The following is an 18,267-nucleotide window of genomic DNA, read 5'->3' on the forward strand; positions in this document are numbered from 1 at the left end:
TGATGCCCCGGCCAGCCTGAAACCCGTGAAACGCCTGAACCTCAGGCGATGGCGTCTTCGACAAGCGCACCACGCGCACCGATGACCCGTGCCGACAGGGCCGACCCCTTGGCCAGCGCGTCAACCAGCGCGTGGCCGGTCATCAGCGCCGAAATCATCCCCGCATTGAAACTGTCACCGGCAGCCGTTGTGTCGACGACATTTTTCGACGGCGTTGGCGAGAAGGTTACCGGGCCTTCCTCGCTGTCCTCGGCATAGATCGTCTCCGGCCCGTTCTTGACGATGACGGTATTGACACCGATGCTCCGGTAGCGGGCGATGGTCGCCTTGGGATCGGCATCTCCGAAAACCACGCCATCCTCATCAAAGGATGGCAGAACGATATCGCTGACAGCCGCCGAGCGCATGATCGTCTCGGCCATGATGTCCTTGCTCGGCCACAGCCGGGCGCGCATGTTCGGATCAAAGGCGACAATCGTGCCTTCAGCGCGCGCTTCCGACAGGACATCAAGCAGGTTCTGCCGATGTTCGGCATAGATCACGGCCATGGTGATGCCGGAAAACAGGATCATTCCCCTGCCCTTCACCGCGGCACGCAGCGCATCCTTATCTTCGGCCAGAAGCTTGGCAGCGGAAACATCGCGCCAGTAGGAGAAGGACCGCTCGCCATTTTTCAGCGCGATCATGTAAAGGCCAACCGTACGATCGGCGATGCGCCGAATCGACGCCGTGCCGACCCCGGCATTCTCCATGAAGGAAAGCATCTCGCCGGAAACCGCGTCGTTGCCGGCGCCGCTGAAGTAATCGACCGTGAAGTGACCCGGCAAAACCTTGGAGAGGTACCAGGCGGAATTGAACGTATCGCCGGCAAAGCCGCGATTGTAGGCGCCATCTTCGCGCGGCGCCATTTCGACCATGCATTCGCCGATGCAAAGAATGTTCTCGGGCAGTTTTTTCATTTTTCGTCCATTTCGAAAAAGGCGGGATGACTGAGATGGATCCGCTCGACGATCGTGCCGATCCTGGACAGGTGGTCTCGCATCGCTTCTACAGCTGCAGTTCCGTTCCCCGCCTTGATCGCGCTCACGATGAATGCGTGTTCGTCAATTGCTGCCTGTGCACCGAAGGAAAGACTGAGATAACGCACCCGGTCCATATGCGCCTTATGGTCGCGGATCAATGACCAGGCATAACCGTGGCCGGAAATTTCGCTGATGAGTTTGTGAAAATTGTCATCAAGCTCATGAAAGCGCAGCTTGTCACCGGCAGCGAGTGCCTGTTTCTGCTCTTCGAGCAGGTGATCAAGCGCCTTGCCGTCATCGACGGAAATCGCATCTGCCGCCGCCTGAACCGTAGCCATTTCCAGTGCGGTTCTGATAAAGTGCGCCTGCATGACCGCTTCTTCCGAAATATGGGTCACCAGCGTGGCACGCTGTGGCCTGATCAGAAGAAAGCCCTGCTGCGACAGGCGATAGAAGGCGTCACGCACCGGCTGGCGCGAGACGCCGAGCTGACGGGCGACCTCGACTTCGGACAGCTTCGCCCCCGGCGGCAGTTCAAGACCGACGACCTGGTTATAGAGATGCTCGTAGACCAGATCCGTGACCGAAGGCAGACGCTGAGGTTCAAGCGAGCCAATTTTAAGTTTCTCGGCCATGCGACCTCCATTGACACTCAATGCATACTAACATATTAGTTTTCTGGTAAATTGCAATCGCGCTTTTTCCGCGCGAGACAAAAGCCCTTTAGGGGAGGCCAAAAAATGCTCGATAAAGACCGGCTTTTTCCGATCGAACCCGGCGCGCGAAACATCGCCCGCGCCCTCTACAATGAAATCGCAGACCTGCCAATCGTGTCGCCCCACGGCCACACCGATCCGCGCTGGTATGCCGAAAATCTTCCCTTTCCGGATCCGGCCAAGCTCTTTGTCGTACCCGACCACTATGTCTTCCGCATGCTCTGCTCGCAGGGCGTTGCCCTGACGGACCTCGGCGTTCCGCGCATCGATGGCGGACAGACGGAAACCGACAGCCGCAAGATCTGGCGCCTGTTTGCCGAAAACTTCTATCTGCTGCGCGGCACACCGAGCCGCGGCTGGCTGGAACATTCCTTCGAACATGTGTTTGGCCTCACAAAGCGCTTCGGCCCGGATACGGCCGATGAGTTTTATGACCATATCAGCGACTGCTTGCAACGTCCGGAATTCCTTCCGCGCGCATTGTTTGAACGTTTCAACATCGAAGTGATTGCCACGACCGAAAGCCCGCTCGATGATCTGAAGTGGCACCAGATGATCCGTGATTCAGGCTGGACCGGCGGCAAGGTCGTCACCGCATACCGTCCTGACCCGGTTGTTGACCCGGATTTCGAGGGTTTTGCCGAGAATATCGAGAAGTTCGGCGAGATGGCCGGCATCGATGCCACCAGCTTCGACAATTATCTCGAAGCCCACCGCATCCGCCGTGCCTTCTTCAAGCAGTATGGCGCCACCTCGACCGACCACGGCCATCCGACGGCGCGCACCGAAGACCTGCCGAAGGCCGAGGCCGCAGCATTGTTTGACAAGGCGCTGGCGGGAAAATGCACGCCGGAAGAAGCCGATGCCTTCCGTGGCCACATGCTGACGGAAATGGCCCGCATGAGCATCGAGGACGGCCTCGTGCTGCAGATCCATCCGGGCTCTACCCGCAACCATTCCGATGAGGTCATGGCTCGTCACGGCCGCGACAAGGGCTTCGATATTCCGAGCCAGACCAATTATGTCACGGCACTGCGTCCGCTGCTGAACGCTGTTGGCATGAACCCCGACCTCACCGTGATCCTGTTTACCCTGGATGAAACCGCCTATTCGCGCGAACTTGCACCTCTGGCCGGCGCTTACCCGGCGCTGAGGCTCGGTCCCGCATGGTGGTTCCATGACAGCCCCGAGGGCATGCGCCGCTACCGTGAAATGGTCACGGAAACGGCCGGCTTCTACAACACGGTCGGCTTCAACGACGATACGCGGGCATTCTGCTCGATCCCCGCACGTCATGATGTCGCCCGCCGTGTCGACTGCGCTTTCCTGGCAACCCTGGTTGCCACGGGGCGTCTCGCTGAGGACGAGGCCCCGGAAGTCGCGCGCGACTTGACCTATAATTTGGTGAAGCGCGCTTACCGGCTGTAACAACAGCCATTTTCAAGCTGGAGGACAAAATGAGACGCTTGAAAGAACTGGGAGTGGGAATATCAATCGCAGCCGTCGCCATCGCGACGACTGCAGTTTCGGCGGGCGCAGCGGAGATGATGCTGCGCTCATCAGACACGCATCCGGCCGGTTATCCGACCGTCGTTGCAGTTCAGCATATGGGGGAACTGCTCGAACAATGCACGAATGGCAAGATCGGGATCGAAGTCTATGACTCGGCCCAGCTTGGCGAGGAAAAGGACACAATCGAACAGACGCGGTTCGGCGTCATCGACATGCTGCGCGTGAGCCTCGGGCCGTTCAACGGCCTGATCGAGGAAACGCAGATCCCGTCCCTGCCCTATATCTTCCGTTCCACGGACCACATGCACAAGGTCATGGACGGTGAAATCGGCCAGGAAATCCTCGACGCTTTCCAGCCCTATGGCCTTGTTGGCCTGGCCTTTTACGACGGCGGTTCGCGCTCCTTCTACAATCGCGAAAAGCCGATCACGTCGATCGACGATCTGAAGGGCATGAAATTCCGCGTCATGCAGTCGGATATCTTCGTCGATATGGTCGATGCGCTGGGCGCAAACGCCACACCAATGCCCTATGGCGAGGTCTATTCCTCGATCCAGACCGGCGTTATCGATGGGGCCGAGAACAACTGGCCGTCCTACGAGTCGTCCAGCCATTACGATGTTGCACCTTACTACACGCTCGACGAACACCTGATCGTTCCGGAAGTCCTCGTCATGTCGAAGACCACCTGGGACAAGCTGACGCCTGAGGACCAGGCCTGCGTGAAGGAAACCGCCAAGCAGTCGGTCGCCTATCAGCGCGAGCAGTGGAAGGCCCGTGAGGCCGAATCCGAAAAGGTCGTGGAAGCCGCCGGCGTCAAGGTCGTCACCGACATCGACAAGACCCCGTTCATCGAGGCGATGCAGCCGATCTACGAAAAATATGTCACCAGCGACAAGCTGAAGGACATGGTCGCTCGTATTCAGGCTACCCAGTAATCCCGACGGACGCGGCAGTCTATCTGCCGCGTCCGCTCCTTTTGAGAGGGGAGTAAGCATCGTGCAAGAGACTATGAAATCGATTGCCAAGGGATTGGGCGTCTTGTCGACGATCGCGCTGTGGGGCGCTGCGATCGGTCTGGCGCTGATGACCGCCTTCATTGCCTGGCAGGTATTCGGACGCTACGTCCTCAACAATACGCCGATCTGGACCGAGCAGACCTCTGTCCTGCTGATGGGCTGGTTCATCTTCCTCGGCGCCGCCGTGGGCATTCGTCAGGGCTATCACCTGAGCTTTGACATCCTGCTCCATGTCATTCCGCGCCGGGTGAAGCTGATTTTCTACACCATTTCCGACCTTTTCGTCATCGCCTTCGGCCTTGGCATGGTCATCTATGGTTCCGAGCTTGTCGCCGGCACATGGGGGGCCACCATGCCCTCGCTCGGCATTCCCGACGGGGTCGGCTATCTTTCCATCGTTGCCGGTGGCGCCTTAACCGTGCTGTTCTCGCTGGAACGCGTCGCAAGGCGTGCCTGCGGCCTGCCGACGGCCCGCTTCGGCGAAACCGATCTGTTCGAGGATTAAGCCCATGGAACTCCTCGTCCTGTTTGGAACTTTCGCCATCCTACTTTTGATCGGCACGCCGGTGGCATTCTGCCTCGGGATCTCGTCCTTTGCGACGATCATCTATCTTGGCCTGCCGCCGCTCGTGGTCTTCCAGCGCCTCAATTCCGGTGTCTCGGTCTTCGCGCTGATGGCCATCCCCTTCTTCATCTATGCCGGCGAAATCATGGTGCGCGGCGGCATTGCCCGCAGGCTGGTGGCACTGGCCGGCGCCGTGGTCGGCCATTTCCGCGGCGGCCTTGGCCAGGTCAACATCGCCGCCTCGGTGCTGTTTGGCGGTATTTCCGGTTCGGCTGCGGCCGATGCCTCGGCCATTGGCGGTCTAATGGTGCCGCAGATGAAGGAACGCGGTTATGACCCGGACTATGCGGTCAACATCACGGTCACCGCGGCAATGATCGCCCTGATGCTGCCGCCGTCGCATAATCTGATCATCTATTCGATCGCCGGTGGCGGCCGCATCTCGATTGCCGATCTGTTCACCGCCGGCATCATTCCCGGCATCGTCCTGGCATTGTCGCTGATGGTGGCGGCCTGGTTCGTGGCCACCAAACGCGGCTATCCGACCGAAAAGTTTCCCGGCATGAAGATCGCCGGTGCGCTCTTCATCGATGCCATTCCGGGCCTGATCCTGATCGCGATCATCTTCGGCGGCGTCCGCTCAGGCATTTTCACGGCGTCGGAAAGCTCCGATATTGCCGTTGTCTATGCGCTGGCCTGTACGCTGTTCCTCTACAAGACCATGGATTTCAAGGCCTTTGTCGAGGTGACGGTGGGCGCGGTCAAGACCACGGCCATGGTGCTGCTGGTGATCGGCTGCGCAGCCTGCTTCGGCTGGCTGATGGCCTATCTTAGGGTACCGGCCAATATCGTCCACTTCATGCAGACGGTATCCGACAATCCGATCATCATCATGCTCCTGATCAATGTGGCGCTGCTGATCCTCGGTACATTCATGGACATGTCACCGCTGATCGTCATCACCACCCCGATCTTCCTGCCGGTCGCCTCTGCCTTTGGTGTCGATCCGGTTCAGTTCGGCGTGATCATGATCCTCAACCTCGGCATCGGCCTGTGCACACCGCCGGTTGGTTCCGTGCTGTTTGTCGGCTGCGCCGTCGGCAAGATCCCGGTCTCGCAAGCCATCAGGACGATCTGGCCCTTCTATCTGGCGGCCATCGTGACCCTGATGCTGGTGACATACATTCCGGCGCTGACGCTCTGGCTTCCGGCCCTGTTCCACTAGGAAACGGGAACGGCCGCCAGCTGAAATATCCCCTCGCCTCTGGGCGGGGGGAGAAAACAAGAACCGGGGCATCCCACCCGGAACAAAGACCCGTTACCAAGGAGAAAGTGATGCTGAACATCGAAATTCGCCATGCCATTGACCCCGTCACGGCCAGCACCTTCGGCACGGAGGAACTCCGCGATCACTTCCGGGTCAGCGACATATTCGTCGATGGCGAAATCAACCTGATCTACACCCATTATGACCGCATGATCGTCGGTGGCGCTGTCCCCGGTGACGCCGAACTCGAGCTCGACCATGTCGCCCCCTGCGGCACGGCCTCGATCCTCGATCGCCGCGAAATCACCATTGTCAATGTCGGCGGACCGGGCAAGGTCGTTGCCGATGCCGAATATGACATGGTCAAGGGCGACATGCTCTATCTCGGCATGGGCGCCGGCAAGATCACCTTTTCCGGTGAAGGCCGTTTCTACATTCTCTCCGCCCCGGCCCATCAGACCTATCCCTCGCGGCTGATCAAGATCGCCGAGGCCGCCAATGTCACGCTTGGTTCGAAAGAGACCTGCAACGAGCGCACCATCTACCAGTTCGTCCATCCCGACGTGATGAAATCGTGCCAGCTTGTGGTCGGCATGACCAAGCTTGCCGCGGGCTCGATCTGGAACACCATGCCCGCCCATGTCCATGACCGCCGCATGGAGGCCTATCTCTATGTCGATGTGCCGGACGGCCAGCGGGTCTTCCACATGATGGGTGAGCCCGACGAAACCCGCCATCTGGTGCTGAAGAACGAAGAGGGCGCGATCTCGCCGCCCTGGTCGATCCATGCCGGTGCGGGCACGGCGTCCTACACCTTCATCTGGGCCATGGCCGGCGACAATGTCGACTACAAGGACGTTGAAATGGTCTCGATGGAAACGCTGAAGTGATTTCTGTCGCGGTCCCCAGGCGCTGAAAGCCTGCCTGCGGACCGCGAAGCAACCGACACCGGCGGCCCCCGCCGGCGCCATCCCCGGACGGCTTAAGGTACCCTTTCTGCCTGCTGCCCGTCGATAAACGCGACGCGCCATTTGCGAAATGACGATCTGCCGCATCAACAACAATAACTGAAATTCCCAATCTCTATGGAGGCTGGCTTGGCCGATAATATTCAGGATCTCCCCCGTCTGAAGCGCCCCGACGTGAAGCGTCCGGGCTCCGGGATCGTTCACCTGGGCCTGGGAGCGTTCTACCGCTCGCATGGCGCCATCTATTTCTATGAAGCAATGCAGAAGTCCGGCGGCGACTGGGGCATTGTCGGCGTCAACCTGATGACCCCGCCGAAGCAGCGCGAGATCTTCGAGCCGCAGGGCTTTGCCTATACGGCCGTGTCGCTGGCACCCGATGGCATCGAGCCGCAGATCATTCCGGTTTTGAACGACGTCATCGATGCGCCTGATGATCCGGAAGTCGTGCTGTCGCTGATGGCCGATCCGAAGATCAAGATCGTCACCTCGACGGTCACCGAAAAGGGCTATTGCCATTTCCCCTCGACCGGCAAGCTGAACCGCGAACATCCCTTCATCATTGAAGACCTGAAGGACCCGAACAAGCCGAAATCGGCGATCGGCTACATCGTCCGCGCGCTGGACCGCCGCCGCAAGGCGGGCATCCGCCCCTTCACCATGATGAGTTCCGACAATCTACCGAACAACGGCCACGTCGTTCACGCCGTCGTCGTCGAGCTGGCCGGGATGATCGATCCCGAACTGCAGGCCTGGATCGAGAAGGAAGTCACCTTCCCCTGCACCATGATCGACCGCATCGTTCCGGCCACCAAGCCGGAAGATATCGTCCGCGTTGCCGAACTGACCGGCGTCTATGATCCGGTTCCGGTCATGCATGAGCCCTTCCGCCAGTGGGTTGTCGAAGATAAGTTCGTTGACGGCCAGCGCCCGGATATCGGCGCCGTCGGCGCTCAGTTGGTCGACGACGTCACGCCGTTTGAACATATGAAACTGCGCTGCCTGAACGGCACGCATTCCTCGATTTCCTATCTTGGCTATCTCGCCGGCAAGGAAACCATCTTCGACACGGTTTCCGATCCGGTCCTGGCCGCCTATTGCAAGTTCCTGTGGGAAAAGGAAATCATTCCGGCCGTTGATGCCCCTCCCGGCGTCAGCCTGGAAGAGTACACGGCCGCCCTGTTCGAACGCTATTCCAACCCCTCCATCCGGCACCTGACCTGGCAGATCGCCATGGACGGCTCGCAGAAGCTGCCACAGCGCATTCTCGAAACCGTTGCCGAAGATATCGCCGCCGGCCGGCCGATCCCGGGCCTGACGCTCGCGGTTGCGGCATGGATGCGCTATGTCGGCGGCGTTGATGAAAAGGGCAACCCGATCGACGTTCGCGATCCGCTGGCCGAGAAGTTCAAGGCTCTGTCGGATGCAGGCGCCACGCCGCGCGAGAAAGTCGAGGCCCTGGTTGGCGTCTCCGACGTGTTCCCCAAGGCGCTGCAGGACAACAAGGCCTTTGTCGAAGGTCTGGTTGCTGCCTATGAGGGCCTCGTCACCAAGGGCGCCCGCGCCATGGCAGAAGAGGTCGTCAAGTAAAATTGATGCAGGAAGCCGCCTGCGAAGGCATTGGCGGCTTCCTATATGAACATGAAAACAACCGGTTCCGTGGCGCCCCTCCCAGGCGCATCAAAAGCCGGAGAGGAAGACATTCGCTTCCGAATTCAATCGCCGGGCAATCCCCCTCAAAACGCCCGCCTGGAGGTCTATTGTGGCTGAACATTCCGACTGTCTGAAACTGCACCCCAAGGATACGGTCTCGATCCTGACGGTGCGCGCCGATGCCGGCGCAACCCCGCTCGGCTACGGTGTACCACTTGAAAAACCCGTGACCCGCGGTCACAAGATCGCCAATGTCGATATCCCTGAAGGTGGCGAAATCTACAAGTTCGGCCAGCTGATCGGCTATGCCGCACGGGACATCAAGGCCGGCGAGCATGTGCATGTGCATAACTGCACCTTCGGTGATCATGGCCGCGACTATCAGATCGGCGCCGATCTTGAAGCCGCCAAAGCCGCCATTCCCGCCGTCAAGCCGGCGTCTTTCATGGGCTACCGCCGCGCCAATGGCGCTGCCGGAACCCGCAACTACATCGCCATCTGCGGCACGGTGAACTGCTCGGCAACGGTCATCCGCCGCGCCGCCGACATCATCAATCATTCCGGCATTCTCGATCAGTATCCCAATATTGACGGTATTGCCGCCTTTGCCCATGGCACTGGCTGCGGCATGGCCAATTCCGGTCCGGGCTTTGACAATCTGCAGCGCGTTCTGTGGGGCTATGCGACGCACCCCAATGTCGGGGCAGCGCTGTTTGTCGGGCTTGGCTGCGAGCAGATGCAGCTGGCCCGGATGCGCGAAATCCATGGCGAAATGGATGAAAGCCGCTTCTTCCAGATGACCATTCAGGAAAATGGCGGCACGATGAAGTCGATCAACATGATCGTCGATCACATCAAGGCACTGCTGCCGACGGTCAACGACGTCACCCGCGTTGAAATTCCCGCTTCCGAACTGAAGCTTGCTTTGCAATGCGGCGGTTCCGACGGCTTTTCCGGCATCACCGCCAATCCTGCACTCGGCATCGCTTCCGATCTGCTGGTCGGTATGGGCGGCACCGTGATCCTGTCGGAAACGCCGGAAATCTATGGTGCGGAACAGCTGTTGCTGCGTCGCGCCGTCAGTGCCGATGTCGCAGAGAAACTTCTCACCCGGATCAAGTGGTGGGAGGATTACACCGCCGCAGCCCATGGCTCGATGGACAACAATCCGAGCCCCGGCAACAAGCAGGGCGGCCTGACCACGATTCTTGAGAAGTCACTCGGCGCCGTTGCCAAGGCTGGCAGCACACCGCTTGCCGATGTGCTCGAATATGCCGAGCAGATCCGCGAAAAGGGACTGCTCTTCATGGACACCCCCGGCTATGACCCGGTCTCCGCCACGGGCCAGATCGCCGGCGGCGCGCAGATGCTGTGCTTCACCACAGGTCGCGGCTCCGCCTTTGGCTCCAAGCCGACGCCGACGATCAAGATCGCCACCAATTCCGCCCTCTTCGCCGCCATGCCGGACGATATGGACCTGAATTGCGGCGACATCCTCTCCGATGGTGCCGATATTCAGGCGAAGGGGCAGGAGATCCTCGACCTGATCCTGAAATCGGCCTCGGGGCAGAAGACCAAGTCCGAAAGCATGGGGCTCGGCGATAATGAATTCGTGCCATGGCAGGTTGGCGCCGTGATGTGATCACTGCGCGGGACATGCGACAAAAACAGTGCAAGGCCGCCGGCGGGATCCGGCGGCCTTGCTGTCTGGCGCATCGGCCACACTTCATTCATCGCCAGCTTCGGCAGGACAACGAGAACCGGCCGCTCAACTATAAAAATGGAATAATTCTAAAATATCATACGGTTATAAAAAGCTTCGGCAAATAGTTAAGTCTGTTGCGCTTCTCAGACAAAAATGTCATAGATCAGAAGTTGATTTAGACAGGTGGATCTGGCACCGGTCTGAAGTCCGGAAGGCCTTTCAGATGACGGTGCCAGCAGATTTCCAGGACTGGAACTGCCCATGCTTAACAATCCTGCCATGGCTACCGCCCTTGAGGGACGCATCATTTCCCTTGATATGCTCGAACCGGGCGAAAGTGGCATTGTAGAGATTGTCGATAGTGGCGCCTGCGAAATCGGCCTTTCCAACCGTTTGAAGGCGCTGGGCCTTTCCGCAACGCATGAAGTTTCCATGCTCCGCCGTGGCTGGTTTGGCGGCCCGCTGGTCGTGCGCGCCGGCCGCACGACGGAAATTGCCATCCGCCGTTCCGAAGCCGCCCTTGTGCGGGTACGCAGAAGCGAAAAATAGTCACGCGACGCCCGATGCCGAGCGGACCTTTCGACACCATGCTTCGACAAACATCAGGGCGGCAGGCCTTTGAGGCAAGCCAAGCCGCTGACGGCACGATTGCGATAGGCTATTGTCCGACAGATGCATCACCGGAATAGCCATGTCCCATTGTTCGCCCGCCGAAGCCAATCTCTCAGCCAATGATGTGCCGCGCATTGCCGTTCTGGGCCAGCCCAATACCGGCAAGTCGATGCTCTATAACCGCATCACCGGCGCCAATGCCTATGTCGGCAACTGGCCGGGTATCACGGTCAGCCTGTCCAATGCGCGGGTGAAGCTTGGCGGTCAGACCGTTGAAATCGTCGATCTGCCAGGCATTTATGACCTCGAAGGCTATTCCGAAGATGAGACCATCGTTGCGGATTTTCTCAAGACCTATCCCGTCGACATGGTGATCGTGGTCGTCAATGCCAGCCAGATTGACCGGCAGGTGCTGATGCCGCTGCAGATCGCGCGGCTGGGACTGCCCGCCGTCGTCATGCTCAACATGGCCGATGAAGCGCGCAAGAACGCCATCACCATTGATTCGGATGGCCTGTCCCGGCGTCTTGGCATGCCGGTCCATCTGATCAGCGCAAAATATGGTGAAGGCTGTCCTGCGGCGATGGCAAGCGTCGGATCGGTGCTGGCGGAGCGCGCCGGGCTGCCGCCGGTTCTGGCCGATTATGCAACGCTGCGGACAACGCTGATCACCGAGGAGACGTTGCGGGAAACGCTTGATGGCGTTGTCACCTATCCGGACATCCCGCCGAAAACCCTGACGGAAAAACTCGACCGCGTGCTTTTGAACCCTATTTTGGGCCTGCCGCTGTTCTTCGCCGTCATGCTCGGCATTTTTTACCTCATCTGGGCGATTGGCCTGCCCTCGCAAGGGGTGGTCGGCACCCTCACCGACTGGATCCAGGCGCATATGCTGGAGCCGGTGCTCCATCTGGGTCCTGCCTGGCTTGAGAATTTCGTTGTCAACGGCATCTGGCTCGGCGTTGCCACCGTCGCCTCCTTCGTGCCGCTGATCATGCTGTTCTTCTTCTGCATGGCGGCCGTGGAAGACAGTGGCTATCTCTCCCGTGCGGCCTATCTGATGGACGCCTGGATGGGGCGGATCGGGCTCGATGGCCGCGCCTTCGTCATGCAGATGATGGGTTTTGGCTGCAATGTGCCGGCATTGATGGGCACACGGGTGATGCGCTCGCAGCCACTCCGGCTATTGTCGATGCTGATCATTCCCTTCTCGCTCTGTTCGGCGCGGCTGGCGGTGTTCGTTTTCATCATTGCCGCTGTTTTCCCGCCCGCTCATGGCCCGGTGGTGCTGTTTTCCTTCTATGTCATCAGCTTTCTCTCGGCCTTTCTCGCCGCCGCGATCTTCTCGCGCTCGAAGCAGTTCAGGAACACCGAACCCTTCGTGCTGGAACTGCCGCCCTATCGTGTGCCGACACTGCGTCAGGTCTGGCTGCGGGGCTTTGGCGAATTGCGCGAGTTCCTGCGCCGCGCCACCCGGTTCATCATTGTCGGCACCATAGCGGTCTGGTTTCTCACCAATTTCCCGACGGATGCAACAGGGCTTGAGACCTGGGGCGGCAAGCTGGGCGAACTGCTGCAGCCGGTCATGGCGCCGATCGGTATCAACCCCTATCTGACGCTGGCGCTGATCTTCGGCTTCATTGCCAAGGAAGTGGTGATCGGCTCGCTGTCGACCATCTACGCCATGTCGGCCGGGCTGGTGGCACATCAGATCGCCCTCACGGTGTCGCCGGTCGCGGCCTATTCCTTCTGCCTGTTCTGTCTTCTCTACACGCCGTGCCTCACCACGGTCGCAACGGTGAAATCCGAAAGCCGGTCCTGGCGCTTCACGGCATTCACGCTGATAACCTCGCTGATCTATGCCTGGCTGGTCGCGTTTATTTTCTATCAGGGCGCCCGTCTTCTCGGCTTCAACTGAGACATTTCGGTCGCATTTGCGCTGCCGTGCACGTCAAGCATGTCTGCCCATGGCAAACTCGCTCTTTTGTTTTTATCAAAATGTGTGTATGAGCAGGCCCAAGAGCAACTGGCGCCTCCTCCCAATGTGACTGCGCCCCAGCCCCAGAGATACATTTATGGCTATCCGCAATATCGCGATCATCGCGCATGTTGACCATGGCAAGACGACCCTTGTCGATGAACTTCTGAAACAGTCCGGTTCCTTCCGCGAGAACCAGCGCGTCGACGAGCGTGTCATGGATTCCAACGATCTGGAAAAGGAACGTGGCATCACGATCCTTGCCAAGGCAACGTCGGTTGTCTGGAAAGGCACACGCATCAATATCGTCGACACCCCCGGCCACGCCGATTTCGGCGGTGAGGTCGAGCGCATCCTGTCGATGGTGGACGGCGCCATCGTTCTGGTGGACGCTGCCGAAGGCCCGATGCCGCAGACGAAATTCGTCGTCGGCAAGGCGCTGAAGGTCGGCCTGAAGCCGATCGTCGCCATCAACAAGATCGACCGCCCGGATGCCCGCGCGGAAGAAGTGGTCAACGAGGTCTTCGACCTGTTTGCCAATCTTGACGCAACCGACGAACAGCTTGACTTCAAAATTCTCTACGGCTCCGGCCGTGCAGGCTGGATGAACACCTCGCCGGAAGGTCCGACGGATCAGGGCCTCGGCCCGCTTCTCGACCTTGTTGTCGATCACGTTCCCGCCCCGAGCGTCGGCGAGGAAGACGGCGCCTTCCGTATGATCGGAACGCTTCTGGAAGCCAACAACTTCCTCGGCCGCATCATCACCGGCCGCATCCATTCCGGCTCGATCAAGCCGAACCAGGCGATCAAGGTTCTCAATGCCGATGGCAAGACGGTCGAAACCGGCCGTATTTCCAAGATCCTCGCCTTCCGCGGCATCGAGCGCCAGCCGATTGAAGAAGCCCATGCGGGTGATATCGTCGCCATTGCCGGCCTGTCCAAGGGCACGGTTGCCGATACGTTCTGCGACCCCTCGGTCACCGAGCCGCTGCATGCCCAGCCGATCGATCCGCCGACGGTGACCATGTCGTTCCTCGTCAATGACAGCCCGCTGGCTGGCACCGAAGGCGACAAGGTGACGAGCCGCGTTATCCGCGACCGTCTGCTGAAGGAAGCCGAAGGCAATGTCGCGCTGAAGATCGAAGAAGCCGAAGGCAAGGATAGTTTCTACGTTTCCGGCCGTGGCGAACTGCAGCTTGCTGTTCTGATCGAAACCATGCGCCGCGAAGGTTTCGAGCTTGCCGTGTCGCGTCCCCGCGTTGTCATGCACCGCGATGAAAACGGCACGCTGATGGAGCCGATGGAAGAAGTCGTCATCGACGTCGATGAAGAACATTCCGGTATCGTCGTGCAGAAGATGTCCGAGCGCAAGGCCGAGATGGTCGAACTGCGCCCGTCGGGCGGCAACCGCGTCCGCATGGTGTTCTTCGCACCGACCCGTGGCCTGATCGGCTACCAGTCCGAGCTTCTGACCGATACGCGCGGCACGGCGATCATGAACCGCCTGTTCCACGACTACCAGCCCTACAAGGGTGAGATCGGCGGCCGCGTCAACGGCGTTCTCCTGTCGAACCAGGCTGGTGAAGCCGTGGCTTATGCCATGTTCAACCTGGAAGATCGCGGCCCGATGATCATCGAGCCCGGCGACAAGGTTTACACCGGCATGATCGTCGGCATCCACTCGCGCGACAACGACCTTGAGGTCAACGTATTGAAGGGCAAGCAGCTCACCAATATCCGCTCGGCCGGCAAGGACGAAGCGGTGAAGCTGACGCCGCCGATCCGCATGACACTCGACCGCGCACTCTCCTGGATCCAGGACGACGAGCTGATGGAAGTGACACCGAAGTCGATCCGTCTGCGCAAGCTCTACCTCGACAGCAACGAGCGCAAGCGCTTCGAGAAGACCCGCGCCGCCGGCTGATCTTCAAGGCGAAGCGAGAGATTGATGAACCCGGCCTTTTGGCCGGGTTCTTTTTTTGCTCAGACCTGCGCAGCACCGCCATCCGCGAAGATTTCACTGCCGGTCATGAAGCTGCTGTCATCAGAGGCTAGCAGCAGTGCCGCAGCGGCGATCTCCGCAGCATCGGCGATGCGGCCAAGCGGCGTCATCGCCTGGAACCCTGCATAGACTGCCGCCTTGTCCCCGGTCGAGGCGGCCACTTCACTCAAGGCCGGCGTTTCCGTCGCGCCAGGGGAAATCACATTGACCCGGATGCCGGTCCCCTTGAGATCAAGGGCCCAGGACCGGGCCAGGTTACGGATCGCCGCCTTGGTGGCACTGTAGATGCTGAAGGCAGGCGTACCCATCACCCCGGTGGTCGATCCGGTGAGAATAATGGAACTGCCCGGCCCTATCAGCGGCAGCCCCTTCTGTACGGTGAAGACCAGGCCACGGACATTGGTGTCGAAGATCTGGTCGAAATGCTCCGGCGTGATGGCCCCGAGCGGGGCAAACGCACCGATGCCGGCATTGGCAAACAGAATATCGATCCGCCCTGCCTGCTGCCGGACAGCATCAAAGATGCGGTCAAGATCCTCAAGCTTGGTGACGTCGCCCTGAAGGCCCCGGGCCTCATGGCCGATTTCAGCGACTGCCGCATCAAGCGCCGACTGACGGCGGCCCGTGATGAAGACCTGTGCACCTTCTGCAGCAAAGCGCTTCGCACTCGCAAGGCCAATGCCCGACGCACCGCCGGTGATCACGGCAATCTTGTTTTTCAGTCTCATTTTCAGTGTCTCCAGTTTCTGATAGGAGACATCTAGGCAGGCACTTGCTTTTCCTCCAGTATGCACCATTTGGTAAGTATCAATGTTTTTTTCCGGAAAGCCGAAATGAGCGATCAACAGAGCATCTTTACCTGCGGCCTGCATGCCACGCTGGCGCTGATCGGATCCAAGTGGAAACCGCTGATCCTGACCTTTCTTGGCCAGAAAAGCCGGCGCTATGGCGAACTGAAACGCTCGGTGCGCGACGCAAGCGACAAGGTGCTGATTCAGCATCTGAAGGAGCTGGAAGCCGACGGGCTTATCGTGAGAACCGATTTTGGCGAGGTGCCGCCGCGCGTCGAATACGCGCTGACGCCTTTCGGCGAAAGCCTGGTCGCGGCACTGAAGCCGCTCTGCAGCTGGGGTGAGGAAAACCGGACTGAGATCGAGGCTTCAAAGGTCGCGAGCAGGACCCGGCGCATCCCGGTCAATCATCCCATGGCATGATGGTGAGGTCCGGCCACAAGACCTGCCAGCGTTCGGACTTGTCCTCATAGACCGTTCGCGAAACCTGGGTCTTGTTTGGCCGGACAATGCCTGAAACCAGATCGCCAAGACCGAAGGGGGCTTCATATGCGAAGCCGCCGCCTTCAGCAGGCCGCAGGGCAACCGATGTTGCCGTCGTCGGAAAGGTGGCGATTGCATCGCTCATCGACGGATAGGGCGCGATCTCATAGCCGAAGCGGCCCGCATACCATAAATGCACCCGCGCCTCATTCTTGACGTCGATCCAGGCAGGAATGCCGGCGAAGGCTTCGCGAATACGGGCCGCATGCCGCGCCTCACCCCGCTCCGACAGGTCGTCAGAGTCAAAATAGACAATGTCGATATCGGCAATGCCATGCCCCGCATCAAAGCCGAAACTGCGGTTCCACAGGGTCTGCGCCAGCGCGCCAGCCACCAGCCAGCACTGCGGCAGATCCAGAAGCGCCCAGTTTTCCAGAATCGGCGCAAGCAGCGGACTTTGACGCGCGGCGTCGGTCAGCAGCGACAATTCATCCGTCATATGATCACGGCGGTCAGACCGTCTCCGATTGATGGCAGGTTCGAACGATAGCAAGGCAACCCCTTTGACCAAAGTTTAGCCGGATCGAAAGGATGGTCCAGCGGTTTGACGTCTGAAAGAAAACAAAACAGGCGAAAGCGGAATCTTTCAGGCAGGCTTGTGATATTTTCTGACAGGCATCAGTTTTCGGTCTCCCCCCTGCAGATCCGTCGACGCATTCATTGAAAAACTTCATCTTTTGTCGCCCTTGAAATCGCCACGACAAAGGCTTTTCTTAAGGGAGGGATGCGGCCGACGAGCAACGCCACCGCCCATCCCGCTTGCCACTCGAAACGGGGGCAGAAAGGAAGGCGTAAGATGATTTCCACCACCATATTTCCCAGCCGCTATGTTCAGGGCGCCGGCGCGCTTGAGCATCTGACGGAAGAAATTGCCCGACTGGGCAGCAAAGCGCTGGCTATTGTCGATCAGGGTGTTGCCACCTTCGTCAGTGCCTATGTCAAAAGCGATGACAGGGCCGCCATCACCACGGAAATGTTCAAGGGCGAATGCTCAGATGAAGAGATCGAGCGGATCGGCAAGCTGGCAGGCGCCAGCGGCGCCAATGTCATCGTCGGCATTGGCGGCGGCAAGGCGCTTGATACCGCCAAGGCCGTGGCCCATCAGGCTAAATTGCCTGTGGTGATCGCCCCGACGCTCGCCTCCACCGATGCGCCCTGCAGCGCGCTGTCGGTGATCTATACCCAGGAAGGGGCCTTCAAGCGCTATCTGCTGCTGCCGCATAATCCTGATGTGGTTCTGGTCGACACCAAGATCATCATCGGTGCGCCGGTGCGGCTGCTCGTCGCCGGCATGGGTGATGCCTTGTCGACCTATTTCGAAGCCGAAGACTGCCGGGTCTCCGGCGCTGCCAACATGACCGGACGGCCGGGTTCGGCCACCGCTCTCGGCCTGGCGCGCATGTGCTATGACACGCTTCTCGCCGACGGCCCGGCCGCCAAGGCTGCCGCCTCGCAGAAGATCGTCACGCCGGAATTCGAACGGATCGTCGAAGCCAACACGCTGCTCTCAGGCCTCGGCTTTGAAAGTGGCGGGCTTTCCGGTGCCCATGCGATCCATAACGGGCTGACGGCCCTTCACGGCACGCACAGCTTCTGGCACGGTGAAAAGGTTGCAATCGGCACAGAAGCCCTGCTCTTCCTCACCGGACGGCCTCAAAGCGTGATCAACGAGGTCTTTGGCTTCTGCGAGGCGATCGGCCTGCCGACGACGCTCGCCGATATTGGTATTGGCGACGCGCGTGATGCTGATCTGATGGCCGTCGCAAAGCTGGCCTGCGCCGAGGGCGAGACGATCCACAATATCGATGGCGATGTGACGCCGGAACGTGTGGTCGCCGCGCTGCAGGCTGCCAATGCCGAAGGCACACGCCGCAAGGCGATGAAGCTCGTGGCGTAATCAGAGGCATAGAAGCCGGC

General features: G+C 59.7%; 16 protein-coding genes. 12 read left to right on the plus strand and 4 right to left on the minus strand.

Translation table 11 applies throughout. The annotated features are described in order from the left end of the window. Nucleotides 1–41: 41 nt before the first annotated feature. The gene (locus HCK86_RS01015; protein ID WP_176082609.1) at nucleotides 42–959 is read right to left on the minus strand and encodes a sugar kinase; all 918 of its coding nucleotides are present in this window, start codon (nucleotides 957–959) and stop codon (nucleotides 42–44) included. After that, nucleotides 956–1,657, minus strand: a complete 702-nt coding sequence (locus tag HCK86_RS01020; RefSeq protein WP_176082610.1) for a GntR family transcriptional regulator — start codon at nucleotides 1,655–1,657, stop codon at nucleotides 956–958. Before HCK86_RS01020 ends, HCK86_RS01015 begins: the two co-directional genes overlap by 4 nt. A 105-nt stretch (nucleotides 1,658–1,762) precedes the next feature. Here HCK86_RS01020 and uxaC point away from each other — a divergent pair, with 105 nt between their 5' ends. The 10 genes from uxaC (at nucleotide 1,763) to typA (ending at nucleotide 14,938) form a co-directional block, all read left to right on the plus strand. Next, a complete protein-coding gene (gene uxaC / locus HCK86_RS01025) occupies nucleotides 1,763–3,166 on the plus strand; it encodes a glucuronate isomerase (RefSeq protein WP_176082611.1) in 1,404 nt (467 codons plus the stop codon). Nucleotides 3,167–3,195: 29 nt separating this feature from the next. Beyond that, the gene (locus HCK86_RS01030) at nucleotides 3,196–4,188 is read left to right on the plus strand and encodes a TRAP transporter substrate-binding protein (protein WP_176082612.1); all 993 of its coding nucleotides are present in this window, start codon (nucleotides 3,196–3,198) and stop codon (nucleotides 4,186–4,188) included. A gap of 61 nt (nucleotides 4,189–4,249) precedes the next feature. Next, a complete protein-coding gene (locus HCK86_RS01035; RefSeq protein ID WP_348641031.1) occupies nucleotides 4,250–4,774 on the plus strand; it encodes a TRAP transporter small permease in 525 nt (174 codons plus the stop codon). Between the two features lie 4 nt (nucleotides 4,775–4,778). Then, nucleotides 4,779–6,059 (plus strand): TRAP transporter large permease, encoded by a 1,281-nt coding sequence (locus HCK86_RS01040; RefSeq protein WP_176082613.1) that lies wholly within the window; start codon nucleotides 4,779–4,781, stop codon nucleotides 6,057–6,059. A 110-nt stretch (nucleotides 6,060–6,169) separates the two neighbouring features. Continuing rightward, entirely contained in the window at nucleotides 6,170–6,991 is an 822-nt protein-coding gene (gene kduI, locus HCK86_RS01045) for a 5-dehydro-4-deoxy-D-glucuronate isomerase (RefSeq protein ID WP_176082614.1), read from the plus strand. 207 nt (nucleotides 6,992–7,198) lie between these two features. Next, entirely contained in the window at nucleotides 7,199–8,656 is a 1,458-nt protein-coding gene (locus tag HCK86_RS01050) for a mannitol dehydrogenase family protein (RefSeq protein WP_246739403.1), read from the plus strand. A gap of 172 nt (nucleotides 8,657–8,828) precedes the next feature. Continuing rightward, a complete protein-coding gene (locus tag HCK86_RS01055; RefSeq protein WP_176082616.1) occupies nucleotides 8,829–10,361 on the plus strand; it encodes an altronate dehydratase family protein in 1,533 nt (510 codons plus the stop codon). Nucleotides 10,362–10,685: 324 nt separating this feature from the next. After that, nucleotides 10,686–10,973 (plus strand): FeoA family protein, encoded by a 288-nt coding sequence (locus tag HCK86_RS01060; RefSeq protein WP_210259779.1) that lies wholly within the window; start codon nucleotides 10,686–10,688, stop codon nucleotides 10,971–10,973. Between the two features lie 142 nt (nucleotides 10,974–11,115). Continuing rightward, entirely contained in the window at nucleotides 11,116–12,954 is a 1,839-nt protein-coding gene (feoB, locus tag HCK86_RS01065; RefSeq protein WP_176082617.1) for a ferrous iron transport protein B, read from the plus strand. Nucleotides 12,955–13,111: 157 nt separating this feature from the next. Further along, entirely contained in the window at nucleotides 13,112–14,938 is a 1,827-nt protein-coding gene (typA, locus tag HCK86_RS01070; RefSeq protein ID WP_176082618.1) for a translational GTPase TypA, read from the plus strand. Nucleotides 14,939–14,997: 59 nt separating this feature from the next. Here the strand turns inward: typA and HCK86_RS01075 are convergent, their stop codons facing one another. Next, a complete protein-coding gene (locus tag HCK86_RS01075; RefSeq protein WP_176082619.1) occupies nucleotides 14,998–15,744 on the minus strand; it encodes an SDR family oxidoreductase in 747 nt (248 codons plus the stop codon). A 105-nt stretch (nucleotides 15,745–15,849) separates the two neighbouring features. Between HCK86_RS01075 and HCK86_RS01080 the strand changes: the two genes are divergently transcribed. Further along, complete coding sequence (locus HCK86_RS01080) at nucleotides 15,850–16,230, plus strand: helix-turn-helix domain-containing protein (protein WP_176082620.1); 381 nt, start codon at nucleotides 15,850–15,852, stop codon at nucleotides 16,228–16,230. Here the strand turns inward: HCK86_RS01080 and HCK86_RS01085 are convergent. Beyond that, nucleotides 16,211–16,789, minus strand: a complete 579-nt coding sequence (locus tag HCK86_RS01085) for a nucleotidyltransferase family protein (RefSeq protein WP_176082621.1) — start codon at nucleotides 16,787–16,789, stop codon at nucleotides 16,211–16,213. The genes HCK86_RS01080 and HCK86_RS01085 overlap by 20 nt on opposite strands. 357 nt (nucleotides 16,790–17,146) lie before the next feature. Between HCK86_RS01085 and HCK86_RS01090 the strand changes: the two genes are divergently transcribed. Beyond that, a complete protein-coding gene (locus HCK86_RS01090) occupies nucleotides 17,147–18,247 on the plus strand; it encodes a glycerol dehydrogenase (RefSeq protein WP_176082622.1) in 1,101 nt (366 codons plus the stop codon). Nucleotides 18,248–18,267: the final 20 nt, after the last annotated feature.

This window comes from Martelella sp. HB161492, assembly GCF_013184775.1.
Taxonomy (GTDB): Bacteria; Pseudomonadota; Alphaproteobacteria; order Rhizobiales; family Rhizobiaceae; genus Martelella.

What these genes read in the sequence shown, in the direction of transcription:
- uxaC (WP_176082611.1), top strand. Translation starts at nt 1,763, where the DNA reads ATGCTCGATAAAGACCGGCTTTTTCCGATCGAACCCGGCGCGCGAAAC.
- kduI (WP_176082614.1), top strand. Translation starts at nt 6,170, where the DNA reads ATGCTGAACATCGAAATTCGCCATGCCATTGACCCCGTCACGGCCAGC.
- HCK86_RS01075 (WP_176082619.1), bottom strand. Translation starts at nt 15,744, where the DNA reads ATGAGACTGAAAAACAAGATTGCCGTGATCACCGGCGGTGCGTCGGGC.
- HCK86_RS01030 (WP_176082612.1), top strand. Translation starts at nt 3,196, where the DNA reads ATGAGACGCTTGAAAGAACTGGGAGTGGGAATATCAATCGCAGCCGTC.
- feoB (WP_176082617.1), top strand. Translation starts at nt 11,116, where the DNA reads ATGTCCCATTGTTCGCCCGCCGAAGCCAATCTCTCAGCCAATGATGTG.
- HCK86_RS01080 (WP_176082620.1), top strand. Translation starts at nt 15,850, where the DNA reads ATGAGCGATCAACAGAGCATCTTTACCTGCGGCCTGCATGCCACGCTG.
- HCK86_RS01060 (WP_210259779.1), top strand. Translation starts at nt 10,686, where the DNA reads ATGCTTAACAATCCTGCCATGGCTACCGCCCTTGAGGGACGCATCATT.
- typA (WP_176082618.1), top strand. Translation starts at nt 13,112, where the DNA reads ATGGCTATCCGCAATATCGCGATCATCGCGCATGTTGACCATGGCAAG.
- HCK86_RS01040 (WP_176082613.1), top strand. Translation starts at nt 4,779, where the DNA reads ATGGAACTCCTCGTCCTGTTTGGAACTTTCGCCATCCTACTTTTGATC.
- HCK86_RS01015 (WP_176082609.1), bottom strand. Translation starts at nt 959, where the DNA reads ATGAAAAAACTGCCCGAGAACATTCTTTGCATCGGCGAATGCATGGTC.
- HCK86_RS01020 (WP_176082610.1), bottom strand. Translation starts at nt 1,657, where the DNA reads ATGGCCGAGAAACTTAAAATTGGCTCGCTTGAACCTCAGCGTCTGCCT.
- HCK86_RS01085 (WP_176082621.1), bottom strand. Translation starts at nt 16,789, where the DNA reads ATGACGGATGAATTGTCGCTGCTGACCGACGCCGCGCGTCAAAGTCCG.
- HCK86_RS01090 (WP_176082622.1), top strand. Translation starts at nt 17,147, where the DNA reads ATGATTTCCACCACCATATTTCCCAGCCGCTATGTTCAGGGCGCCGGC.